Raw genomic sequence first — 12,369 nt, 5'->3', positions numbered from 1 at the left:
AATTGCAATCAATTGCAAATTTCAGTTTTTGATTTAATGTATATTTGAATTCAACAAATCGATATTCACTAGAAGAAAAACTCTTTTCTATTATTTTAAATATATTCAATGAAAAATAAAATAGTATTCTTTGCTTCTTTACTGTTTTTTGGAGCAACCATATGTTCTGCTAGTAGTTTTAATACTCAAACACAAATGTCGTCTGCAACACAAATCAGTTTTGACGGGCAGTTAAAAGTTCTTTCTTTAAATACATGGCATGAGGGGACCTCGGTAAATGGAGGATTTGATGCAATAGTAGATGTAATCCTTCAATCGGAAGCGAATATTGTTTTGTTGAGTGAAATACGAAATTATAAAGGGGTAATTTTTACGCAACATATTTTGGAGGCACTTAAAGTCAAAGGCATGGTGTTTTACTCTTCTGTTCTCGAGAGTGATGCGGTTGTTTTGTCAAAATTTCCTATCGAGTCTACATCATTGGTAAATTCGACTTCAATAACCAAATGTATGATAAGATTAAACAAGAAAACCAGTATTGCCATATATTCTGCTCATCTGGATTATACGCATTATGCTTGTTATTTACCAAGAGGTTACGATGGAGTCGATTGGAAAAAATTACCCCAGCCAATTTTAGATACTGAAAAAATCCTGAAACAAAATATAGATTCTCAACGCGATGAAGAGATTGCTCCCTTTGTAAACGATGCTCTTGCAGAAAGTCAAAAGGGAAATCTGGTGCTTTTGGGAGGCGATTTTAATGAACCATCGCATTTAGACTGGACTGCAGCAACAAAAGATTTATTTGATCATAACGGAACGATTGTACCATGGCATAACAGTCTGACGCTTCGCAACAATGGCTTTTTGGACGCCTATCGTTTAAAATATCCTGATCCGGTTAAAAACCCGGGATTTACCTGGCCAGCTTATAATACCGATGTAGAGTTATCAAAACTATTATGGGCGAAGGATGCCGATGAAAGAGACCGTATTGATTTTATATATTTTTATCCAAACAAAAAACTATCCTTAAAGGATACAGTAATTGTTGGGCCAATTGGTAGTATTGTAAGAGGAAAAGGAATGGAAATTCAGGATCAGGATAAGTTTTTAAAACCAAACGGTATATGGCCGTCAGACCATAAGGGCGTTTTGGCAACTTTTTCGATCGCTGATTGAGCATTCAATTATTTAATAATCATAAACATGTTCAATAGTAACATTTTCACTCTCGGCCTTCTTAATAAAAGGCAATAATTGCTCAACCGGGATAAAGCAAACATTCCTTTTCAAGTGATCATCCGTAACAATGCTGGACTGGTACAATAATTTTCCACCATCCAAATTTAGATCTTGTGATTTCTTCATAATAGTTGAAACAGCAATTTCGTCATTCCCTGAAATTTCATAAATTTTCACATCCTGATTGGCCAATTTTTTCATTTCAGTCGTAAAAATTGCCCATCTTGTAACCGTAATAATCATTTTATCGCCATTACCTTTTTTGATGATTTTTAAGTCTTTACTTTCTGTAATAGTATCAGTATTAGAAACAATTAAATAAATAAGATTTGATGGCGTTTCGTAACTAGATTTTGCGCCCCATTCAATAAGTTTGGAATAAAAAGCCTTAAATGAAAATTCCATTGTAAACAACATCGTTCTTTCCCATTTTCTTAAAGTACTGCAATCCGAATTATCAGAAGCTGACCATACTTTTTTAACCCACGACAGAAATTCAAATTCATACCAGGCCGTTTGATACACAAAGTCGCTGTAGGCTTTTTGAGCTTCGATTATGATTTCTTCTTGTTTGGATATTTTGTCTTCTGCAAATAAAGAAAAGAATCGTCCTGTTGTATTTTCATATATGATTTTTAAACCATATTCCATCGTCATGCTTACGCCGATGACTTGCAACATCGTTTTATATTCGCTGTTTTCAGGATAAGCTTTTGAAGTCAGTTTTATAGAACGGTCGTACAATTTCCAATATTCATCAATCGATTTATAAAAAGGAAAATCAGACGAATTTTTGCCACTTTTCAAATAATCTGTATATTCTTTTGGATTGTAAACCAAATACCATTCAGGAACCGTCAAAACCGTTTGTTCTTCTGCTCTGAAGTATTCTTTTATTTTCTTTTTTTGATGCGCTAAATTGTCTTTTGTATACGGATTATATTTATCCAATAACTTGTTTGTAAAGCGCTGGTCCGGATCTAATTTATTTTTTAAATCGAAATATTTACCACTATTTGGATATCCTTTCTGAAATTGTTCAACAGTTGCGTGAGGCTGATAGGGAAGGTACCAGGTTCCGTTTTCGCTTAAAATAGCGTCCGTCATTTCAAGCGTCCATTTCTTTACTTGCTCTTTTGCTTCGGGATTGGTTCCTTGTTTATAATAAATTACAAAAGCAAAAACCTCTCTGTTGGCCCACGAAAGATAACTTTCATGATCCGGCAAAGCATGTCTCAGCGAAACATTAATGACATTCACTTTATTGTTTTGAAAAATGGCACCCATTTTCGGAATAAATGCTTTTATATTTTCCACCGGAATAAAATATTCCTGCAATACATAAGTTGATTTTTCACGAGAAGAAGGTTCTAGTTCCTTCACATCATAACTTGCTTCTTTATTGCGCCATCGAACCGTTTTCGGAATAAAATATAAAGGATCAATGGTGTATTCGCGAATCCATTTTCCCGAATTTCCCCAGGAAACCACTCCGGATAAATTCGATTCCAGCCAATAGTTTTCATTTTCATCTATTAAACGGTCGGTATCGGTTAAGGGTCTTGTGGTTTTCTCCCATGAAATACTCATTATTTTGTCGTATTTCGGCGGATATAAATTTCCATTCTGAAAAACGACTTTGTCATTATTTCTAATGTTTTTATCAAAATATGCTTTGTACTCTTCGATAGGCATTACGTCGTGGAATCTTTCTACTTTTTCGTTATCAACCAATTGCAAAGTAGCTTCGGCGATAACGCCAATTCCGCCATAACCGCCAATTGTGGCATAAAAAACATCCTGATTTACTTTTCGGTTCGCAATGATAATAGCACCATTTGCCGTAATTATTTTCAATTCTAAAACCGACGAAATAATCGGGCCATAACCCACATATCTTCCGTGGCAATTTACCGAAATCGCACCGCCAACCGTAAAATTAGAATACGTCTGCATGATTTTGATAGACAAATTCAAAGGATCAATTACCGTCTGAATATCTCTCCATCGAATTCCGGCTTGTACCGTAATCTGCTTTTTAGTCGTATCAATACGGACAATTTTATTGAAAGATCGCATATCGATATGCAAACTATTTTCGAAGGCCGTTTGTCCGCCCATACTGTATTTTCCTCCGCCAATAGAAATAGGGCCGGTAGTATTTTTTATAGCGTAAACAATTTCGTTTACTGTCTTGGGTTTGATTATTTGATTGACCTGAATTGGGTTGATTTGCGTAATATCATTCAGGGTTTTATTATCAATCGTCGTATCGAATTTTGAATCACCAGAGAATTGTATTAATAAGAAAATGTATAAAACGAATAAAAGGAAACCGTAAAACGGAATTGCCCTGCGCTTTTTTCTATTGATAAACCGAATCGCCTTTTTGATTCCGGCGTAAAGGAATTGTATGATTTTGAGTAAGCAGACAAATAGCAATTGAATGAAACGGTAGATTTTCTTCATAAAGACGTATAGAAAGGGATTAGATTTTGATAAAAACCATTAAAGCATTTTTAGTAGGATCGCCTTTTTGATACAATGTTTTTTTATTGAATTTAAATCCGATGTTTTCAACAAAAGCACAAATAAAGTCCAAAGAATAAAAGTTTCGAACCTCTTTGGCATTGTATTCCCAGGTTTCGTTTACGCCCAAATTGAAGACATCGTGCGCCAATGCCACTAATACTTTTTGATCCTCGGTATCGCAATTATGATCTCTCAAAATCAATTTTCCGCCCACGCGCATCGTATCTCTGATCGAAGAAATATATTGCGTTCGCAATTCTAACGGACAATGATGAAAACCGATATAAACCGTAACCAAATCAACACTATTGTGTGGAACATGATCCCCAAATTTGGTTTCGTAATTGGTAAAGGGAATGTAGTCTGCGCCAACGGCAATTTGCCCGCGCTCGACCATTTCGGTAAAGGAATATTTTGGTTTTCGGCCATCAGCGTAATATCTTTTTCCTTTGATGGAAATACTTTCTTCCAGATAATCCAGATACCGGCCAGAAGAACCAATTTCTAAATAACCATTATAGGAAGTGCCTTCTCCCAACAAAGCAACCGTTTCTACCGACATTTCATTTTTTTGATGCATCAAAGCAGGAAGCTGATAACGGACGCTCGATAACATAGGCGTAATGTCGTCTAACTGCGATTGTGTAGCGGTATAGATCTCTTTATCAGTGCTTTTTGAAATTGTGTTGTCATAAATTAATTTATGGAATTCGGCCTCCGGATATAAATTAAATACGTTTTTCAAAAATAAAAAGAACTGATTTTTAAGTTTAGCATTCGTATAAATGTATTTGAAATTACTTCTAAGGAATGAAGTGGATTCAAGCAATTTGTTAGGAAACAATTGTACCGATGTGACAAAAAGTAATGTTGTTTTAACGAAGTCCCTTCTTTTCATAGTTGGTTTTTGGTGTATCAAACATAATGATTATGCTTACAAAAAACTAATTTCAAGATTAGAAAAAATAGAACTACTAGTTCGCTAGCGCGAGCGTCTCGCTCGTGCCCGATCCAATGAAATCTGTACATCTTTGCGTTCACGAGCGGGACGCTCGCGCTAGCAAGGGTAAAAGCTAAGAACTTAAAATTTATTTTTTCTCTCTCAACTATTTCAGAGATTGGATGGTATTTTTAATAATTCTCTAAATGCTTTTATATTTGAATTGTTACAATATTTGTCGTAAAAATTTTTCGCAAGATAAAAAGTGAAAATAAAAGACAGCAATGAAAAAATTCCAGCAATAATAAAATTTGATTTATATTGATCAAAAAGAACGTTTGCTTTTTCTATTTTCCAATCTGCTAGATTGAAAACGTAAATTATAGTACTAAAGAATATTACTAAACATATCAGGCACTGAATCAATGATTTTCTTTGCCATTTTTTCACTTCATTGTCTAGGTATTTTTCTTTTTTTTCGTTTTTAATTTGTTGTTCCAGTTTAAGTTTTTCGCTTTTTTCTGCTTCAAGAGCATTATTTAAACTTTCAATTATTAATTTATTTTGTTGAGATTCTTCTGCTAATTTTATTTTAGATTGATCAAGCAAAAGTTCTTTTTCTTTTAATTGTTCTTCTTTACTATTTGTTTTTAATCTAGCTTTTTGTAAACCAGTCATTTGGTTTTCAAATTTTTTGAATAGCTCATCAAATTTCTCTATTCTTTCGTCTTCAAATTTTTGTTGTATTTCTGCTTGAGCTTTAAGTTTTGAGACAAATTCTGCTGTATTTGTCTCAGCTAATTTATTAAGATCTGAAACATTTTTTAATTGTTTTTTAGCAATTCTAGTTGATATATTTAAAATGTCTCTATCAGAAATGTCCTGCCCTCTATATTTTTGAATATTTTTTTCTAAGTCCCTTATGATATTTGCTTTAGGAAGTGATTCATTTAATGTGTAGGCGACAATAGACGATAATCCTATCTCGATTAAATCGTCGTTATCTAAACTGGAATTTATTCTTGGTTGGCTTAACCATAGGATGTTTAGTAATTCATCTACTTTAATAGTTTCTTTTTGATATTCAAAAGTAGTTTTATGTTCTTCCCTAATATCATATATATCATGAGAGGTAGAATTGTTTACAAACCAGCAATTAACCTTTTCAAATTCTCTAATTTTTTTTGCTCTTTTTTCTTTTACATAAAGAATTGCTATTGTATCATGTAAAGCGCTAATGGTAGAAGACCTAATTTTTTTAAAATTTTCAAATTCTTGGCTTTTATTAGCTTTTGTCTTTAATGCTTCAGTATAAATATTAATTGAGATACCAAATGATTTTATTGTTTCATCTAAATTGTCGGCAATTCTTTCGAGGTCATTGGAATTTAGGTTTCGCCTTTCACATGCATTGTAAATATCTTCGGGATTGATTCTTCTAGACAAGAAAGAATTATCCAAAGTTTCTGCTTTTTTACGAATCAGAAATCTAATTTCATCAATTGTTTCATTTAAAATTGTAAATTTAAAATGCAAATTTTTCCCAACCTCAATCAATTTTCTACAAGTATTTGTTGATTCAGGTGTATTTAGATCTATTAGACTTATTATAAAGTTTGTATCAAAAAGAAGTTCAACTTCTAGCTTTAAATTTTCGGTTTTATATTCTAGGAAGCTGGAAATTATTGATCCTAAATATATTCTCCTAACAATATCGAAAACTTTAGGAACCTTTTTGAAAAAATCCACAAAATGCGCTTCGATACTATAATCATGTCCATTTGGGGCAACTTCGTTAGATAAATATCTTGATATTGAAAGCTTATTTTTGTCAATAAAATTAAATATTGAAGTATTGTCCTTGGCTTCCAAATTATGAATTTTACAAAAATCTGCAAAGATTTTTTCAAGACTATTCGTTTCTCTTTTTATTTCCTGAATTTTGTCTTCAAAATCTTCAAAATAAAATGATTTTAGAAGAAAAGAATTATCGTTATTTATTATAAATTTTTGCTCGTCATTAGTATTTATTTCATTTGCAATTTGAGAACAAATAGTTTTTAGGACTGGAAGGGGGAAATCAATTGAATATAGTTTTTGGGCCTCACACTGTATCTCCATTAATGATTCTCCTTTAAAAATGCCTTTATCATTTAATTTATGCAGAACTCTTTTAATAAGAGGAACAAAAACATCAACAGGACCATTCATCAATGCTCCGGAATTTCTAATATGTGCTAAAAGACTGTAAGTAATTGCTTTATTTTCTACCATTTCTTAAATTATTTCTAGAATTCAAACATAAAATTTTAAATTATGTTTTCTTTAGAAAAATAACATAAGTTGCTAACAATAATTTGTTAATATTTGCAAATTATTTAATAATTAGTTTTTATTTGGTGCTAATTTGTGAATATATCAAAAAATAAATCCACAGATTCAAGAAAATAAATTCTTGTAATCTGTGGATTGGAAATTTATTAAGAGTAAGCTAACTACCCCAAAAACGCCTTCAATTCCTCATAAGTCTTAATTTTCACACTCACTTTATCCTCATTCATAACACTTTCAATTTGTTCTGGAATCGGAAGTTTAATACCTAAAGCAGGCTCAACAACATCTAAGAATTTAATTGGATGTGCGGTTTCCAAGAAAACACCAATTGCGTTATCGTGTTTTTGCAATTCTTTTTTCAATCCTAAATAACCCACAGCGCCGTGTGGTTCTGCGATGTAACCGTCGGTATTGTAAATTTGTTTTAGGGCTGTAAGCGTTTCTTCATCTGTAAAACTGTACGATGAGAAATCTTTTTCGAAAGCTTTTAAATCGTTGTTGTACAATTCCTGAATTCTAATAAAGTTACTTGGGTTTCCAACATCCATAGCGTTAGAAATAGTTGTTTTAGAAGGTTTCGGCTCGTATTTTCCGCTTTCTAAGAATCTTGGTACGGTATCGTTTACGTTGGTAGCCGCTACAAAATGTTCAATTGGCAAACCTAATTTTTTTGCCATAATTCCCGCGCAGATATTTCCAAAATTTCCGCTTGGACAAGAGAAAATCAACGGTTTGTTTTGGCTTTTCAAAGCTTTGTAAGCAAAGAAGAAATAGAACATTTGTGGCAACCAGCGCGCAATATTAATAGAATTCGCCGAAGTCAGGTTTTTATGCGCTAAAGTTTCATCTAAAAACGCTTTTTTAACCATATCCTGGCAGTCATCAAAAACGCCATCTACTTCAAGTGCTTTAATGTTTTTTCCTAAAGTCGTCAATTGTTTTTCCTGAATGTCGCTCACTTTTCCTGACGGATATAAAATCACAACATCAACGCCATCAACACCCAAAAATCCGCTCGCGACCGCACCGCCCGTATCTCCGGAAGTCGCTACTAAAACGGTATTTTTACTGTCTTTTTTATCTTTATTAAAATACGCCAGACAACGTGACATAAATCGCGCTCCAACGTCTTTAAAAGCCATTGTAGGTCCGTGCCATAATTCTAACGAATAAATCCCGTTTTCAACTTCCACAACCGGAAAATCAAAAGATAAAGTGTCTTTAATAATTTCTCTTAAATTGTCCTCCGGAATGTCATCGCCTACAAATTGCTGAATCACATCAAAAGCAATATCGTTATGGCTTAAATTCTCGATTACATTAAAAAATGCAGGATTTAAAGGCGTAATGATCTGCGGAAAATACAATCCCTTATCACTCGCTAATCCTTGTATTACAGCTTCTTTGAATGAAACTTCTGGTGCATTATGGTTTAAACTATAGTATTTCATTTTTGTTAAGTTCTTAGTTATTAGTAATTAGTCCTTAGTCTTAATCTTTAGTTTTTTCAACTAAGGACTAATTACTGTGAACTAATTACTCGTTTTAAATAATTCTTTGTCAATAGTGCCTAGTCCTTTAGTCTTAATCTTTAGCTTTTCGAAACTAAGGACTAATTACTAAGAACTAAGTACTCTTTTTACAAAATCCTAACCCCATCAGGATTTATTTTCGAAACGTGAATTTCATAAGGCAAATTCATCTTTTCATAAACATCGCTCATGGCTTTGGCGATTTGGTCGGCGGTGTTTTTTCCTCGGCTTAAAGCAAAAATCGATGGACCTGAACCTGAGATTCCGGAACCTAAAGCGCCGTTTTCAAGAGCCGTTTGTTTGATTAAATCAAATCCGGGAATCAAAACACTTCTTAAGGGTTCAACGATTTCATCATGAAGCGATCTTCCGATCAAATCGTAATCTTTGGTGTATAGACCGGCAATTAGTCCGCCCACATTTCCCCATTGCATAATCGCACTTTTCAGGGAAACGTTTTGTTTCAATACCGAACGCGCATCTGAGGTTTTCAATTCAATTTGAGGATGAACTACCGTAGCGTACAATTCTTCCGGACTATCAATTCGGATAATATCAAGCGGTGCATAACTTCTTACCAACGTAAAACCGCCTAAAAGGGCAGGGGCAACGTTGTCTGCATGCGCATTTCCGCTGGCTAATTTCTCGCCCTGCATGGCAAACTGCACCAAATCTTTACGGGAATAAGGTCTTCCTAATAATTCATTTATCCCGAAAACCGCTCCGGCAGAACTTGCAGCACTGCTTCCAATTCCGCTTCCGGCTTTTATGTTTTTGTAGATTTCGATTTCAAAACCAAAATCTAGTTCGTCTAAAGTTTCCAACATCGCCAAAGCCGCAACACCCGAAACGTTTTTCTCGGTTTCCAAAGGTAAATCGGCACCGACAATTTTAGTAATACGAACGCCTTTTTGATCGACTTTTCGAACAATCATTTCATCGCCCGCATTGTCTAAGCAAAGTCCAAGTACGTCAAATCCGCACGAGAGATTCGCGATAGTTGCCGGGCAAAATAGTTTAATCTGAGTCATAAATTTTGTTGTTGGTTGTTAGTTATTAGTTGATGGATTGCCTATCAACCATCAACTAATAACTAACAACTAAATTATATATTCCCTATTCGAATTACATCCGCAAAAATTCCTGATGCTGTAACCGCAGCTCCGGCTCCGGCGCCTTTGATCAATAACGGCTGGTCTACGTAACGATCTGTGTAGAACAATACGATATTGTCTTTTCCTTCTAAATTGTAGAATGGATGATCTTTTGGAATGAATTGCAGGCCAACGCTTGCTTTTCCGTTTTCGAATTGTGCTACGTATTTCAATCTTGAATCTTTCGCCAACGCTTCTTCATAGATTTTCTCAAAATGAGGAGCGTGTTTGATTAAAGATGCAAAAAAGGCTTCGTTGTTTGTTGTATCCAAACATTCGGCTGGCAGGAATGATTCGTTTGCGATGGCGTCAATATCCATTTCGTAACCGCTTTCGCGAATAAGAATCAGGATTTTGCGGGCCACATCAACACCGCTTAAGTCAATTTTTGGATCTGGCTCAGTGAAACCTTGAACTCCGGCTTCTTTAACCACATCGTGAAAAGAATTGTTCTTATCAAAATTGTTGAAAATGAAGTTCAGACTTCCAGATAAAACCGCCTGAATTTTATGCACTTTATCGCCGGAAGCAATTAGGTTTTTTACAGTATCGATAATCGGTAATCCCGCACCCACATTCGTTTCAAATAAAAACGGAGCGTTATATTGACGCGATAAACTTTTTAGTTTTTTATAATTGTCATACGCTGATGAACAGGCAATTTTGTTACAAGTTACAACGGCAATACTCTCTTTTAAGAATTTCTCATACATCTCAGAAACACTTGCGTTTGCTGTAATGTCCACAAAAATACTGTTACGTAAATTCAGTTCTTTGGCACGTGCAATAAACTCTGTTGGAATAGCATGTTCGCCTTTGTCTAAAGTCGATTTCCAGTCTTTTAATGAAATTCCATCTTCGTCAAAAAGCATTTTTCTTGAGTTTGACAAAGCGATAACACGAACGTTTATTTTTAAATTATCTTTTAAAAATTTTCTTTGATTGTGAATTTGCTCGATGAATTTTTCGCCCACATTTCCAACACCCATTACGAATAAATTCAGCTGTTTCGTGTTTTCTTCAAAGAAGTTTTCGTGTAAAGTATTCAGCGCTTTCTTAACGTCTCTTTCGTTAATTACAGTCGAAATATTACGTTCAGAAGCACCTTGCGCAATCGCACGGATGTTAACGTTGTTTTTTCCAAGAGTACTGAACATTCTACCGCTCAAACCCTGGTGGTTTTTCATGTTTTCTCCAACCAAAGCAATAATGCAAAGGTCTTTTTCTACAATCGCAGGATCGATTTTGTTTTGAAGAATTTCTACTTCAAAAGCTCTGTTGATCGCTGCTTCGGCATTATCTGCATCCGAATTTAAAATTCCGATACAAATGGAATGTTCAGAAGAAGCCTGAGTGATGAAAATAACATTGATTTTTTCCTGAGACAATACTTCGAACAAACGTCTTGATGAACCCGCAACTCCAATCATTCCCGGACCTTCCAATGTTACAAGCGAAATATTATCGATATGGCTAATTCCTTTTACAACAGTATCATTTGAAGAAACCTGATCAGAAATTAAAGTTCCCTCAGCTTCCGGCTCAAAAGTATTTTTGATTAAAATTGGAATATTTTTTCTTAAAACAGGTTGAATTGTAGGCGGATACAACACTTTAGCACCAAAATGCGATAATTCCATCGCTTCCTGGTAAGAAATTGTCGCAATTGGCCGTGCTTGTTTTACAATTTTTGGATTAGCAGTAAACATTCCGTTTACATCTGTCCAGATTTCTAATTGTGATGCATCAAGTGCTCCGGCGATAATGGCCGCAGTATAATCAGAACCGCCACGGCCTAAAGTAGTCGTGATTCCGTCAAGAGTCAAGGCAATAAATCCAGGTAAAATATTGATTTGCACTTTATTCTCAGCAAAATAATCCTGAATCAATTGATTTGAAATATCAAAATTTACAGCAGCTTTTCCAAAGTCAGCATTTGTTTTGATGATTTCGCGGCTGTCTTTATACACTACATTTTTATCGATTTGCTGATATGCCTGCGCAATGATATAAGACGAAAGCAATTCTCCAAAACTTAAAATAGTGTCAGCCGTTCTTGGAGATAATTCGCCTAATAAGAAACATCCATCAAGTAAAGTTTCTAAATGGTTGATGATTCTTTTTACGTGACTTAACAAGCTGCTTTGTTCGCTTACCGGAATAAGTTCTTTTAGAGTGTCAAGGTGTTTTTTCTCGATTTCGGCAACAATCTCTCTGAAACTTTCATCGTTAGCTGCTGCTTTTGCTGCTGCCAATTGCAATAAATCGGTTACTTTGCTTAATGCAGAAACAACGACAACTAATTGATCTTGTTTAGATTTTTGATTTATAATTTCGAGAACGAGTTTTATATTTTGAGCATTGGCAACCGAAGTTCCGCCAAATTTTAATACTTTCATTTTGATGATTTTTTTCTTTTTATGCAAATATTTTTATGTATCCAATGCCTTTCTTCTTTCATGAAAAAAGTATAGATAACCAGGATTATATGTAAAATGTATACCCCTAAGGGGTAGTAGTTGTTGTAGAAATTGTTGTAGCAGCAATTGCAACTCCAGTTTGAGTTGTCATTGTAGATTGATATTTTGCGCTGTTACTTTTCATTTTTGATGTTTCAAAAGTACAGATT

General features: G+C 34.4%; 7 protein-coding genes. 1 reads left to right on the top strand and 6 read right to left on the bottom strand.

The annotated features are described in order from the left end of the window. Positions 1-108 precede the first annotated feature (108 nt). Positions 109-1,185 carry an endonuclease/exonuclease/phosphatase family protein gene (locus BUA98_RS08865; protein ID WP_208857980.1) on the top strand — a complete coding sequence of 359 codons (1,077 nt, stop codon included), beginning with the start codon at positions 109-111 and terminating at the stop codon, positions 1,183-1,185. Between the two features lie 12 nt (positions 1,186-1,197). Here BUA98_RS08865 and BUA98_RS08860 read toward each other — a convergent pair whose 3' ends face one another. From BUA98_RS08860 to thrA, 6 genes are all read right to left on the bottom strand, one after another. Next, positions 1,198-3,717, bottom strand: coding sequence for an FAD-binding oxidoreductase (locus BUA98_RS08860; protein ID WP_072971228.1), 2,520 nt, complete (start codon positions 3,715-3,717; stop codon positions 1,198-1,200). 19 nt (positions 3,718-3,736) lie between these two features. Then, positions 3,737-4,678, bottom strand: a complete 942-nt coding sequence (locus BUA98_RS08855) for a hypothetical protein (protein WP_072971227.1) — start codon at positions 4,676-4,678, stop codon at positions 3,737-3,739. Between the two features lie 213 nt (positions 4,679-4,891). Further along, on the bottom strand, positions 4,892-6,994 hold the full coding sequence (locus tag BUA98_RS08850) for a coiled-coil domain-containing protein (protein WP_072971226.1): 2,103 nt from the start codon (positions 6,992-6,994) through the stop codon (positions 4,892-4,894). 221 nt (positions 6,995-7,215) lie between these two features. Next, positions 7,216-8,505: a threonine synthase gene (gene thrC / locus BUA98_RS08845; RefSeq protein ID WP_072971225.1), complete on the bottom strand. Its 1,290-nt coding sequence runs from the start codon at positions 8,503-8,505 to the stop codon at positions 7,216-7,218. Positions 8,506-8,693: 188 nt separating this feature from the next. Beyond that, positions 8,694-9,617, bottom strand: a complete 924-nt coding sequence (locus tag BUA98_RS08840; RefSeq protein ID WP_072971224.1) for a homoserine kinase — start codon at positions 9,615-9,617, stop codon at positions 8,694-8,696. A 74-nt stretch (positions 9,618-9,691) separates the two neighbouring features. Further along, complete coding sequence (gene thrA, locus BUA98_RS08835; RefSeq protein WP_072971223.1) at positions 9,692-12,139, bottom strand: bifunctional aspartate kinase/homoserine dehydrogenase I; 2,448 nt, start codon at positions 12,137-12,139, stop codon at positions 9,692-9,694. Positions 12,140-12,369 lie beyond the last annotated feature (230 nt).

The organism is Flavobacterium saccharophilum (genome assembly GCF_900142735.1).
Lineage (GTDB): Bacteria > Bacteroidota > Bacteroidia > Flavobacteriales > Flavobacteriaceae > Flavobacterium > Flavobacterium saccharophilum.
This window is presented reverse-complemented; position numbering and strand designations above follow the sequence as displayed.